Annotated in this window: 1 protein-coding gene; it reads left to right on the top strand. The window is 59.0% G+C overall.

Features of this window, described 5'->3' with window-relative positions; translation table 11 throughout:
• Window positions 1-278: hypothetical protein (locus ACYVTD_RS19070; RefSeq protein WP_461249147.1), on the top strand; the 278-nt coding region annotated here is incomplete at both ends.

Raw genomic sequence — 278 nt, 5'->3', positions numbered from 1 at the left:
CGCTTGATGTGCGCGTAACAGGGGAAAATTCCGGCGCGGACGATATCGTTCGCCGCCTGGAGCGGATTCCCCTGAAAACGCCGCAGGGTAAAACCGTGTATCTTAGCTCGCTGGGCAGGATAGAACGCAGGGAAGCGGAAGCGTCCCTTGCGCGGCTTGACCGCAGCGACGTTATCTACGCGGACGTCGCGCTCGGCAAAAAAACGCGATCTTTCGCCGCCGAAACAGCCACGCGTTTTTCATGGTTCAAAGGGGCTGACGAACCCGTATTTGTCCGC

The sequence above is a fragment of the Treponema sp. R6D11 genome, assembly GCF_054786075.1.
Note: the sequence above shows the minus strand (reverse complement) of the source record. Positions and strands in the feature narration are given on the sequence as shown.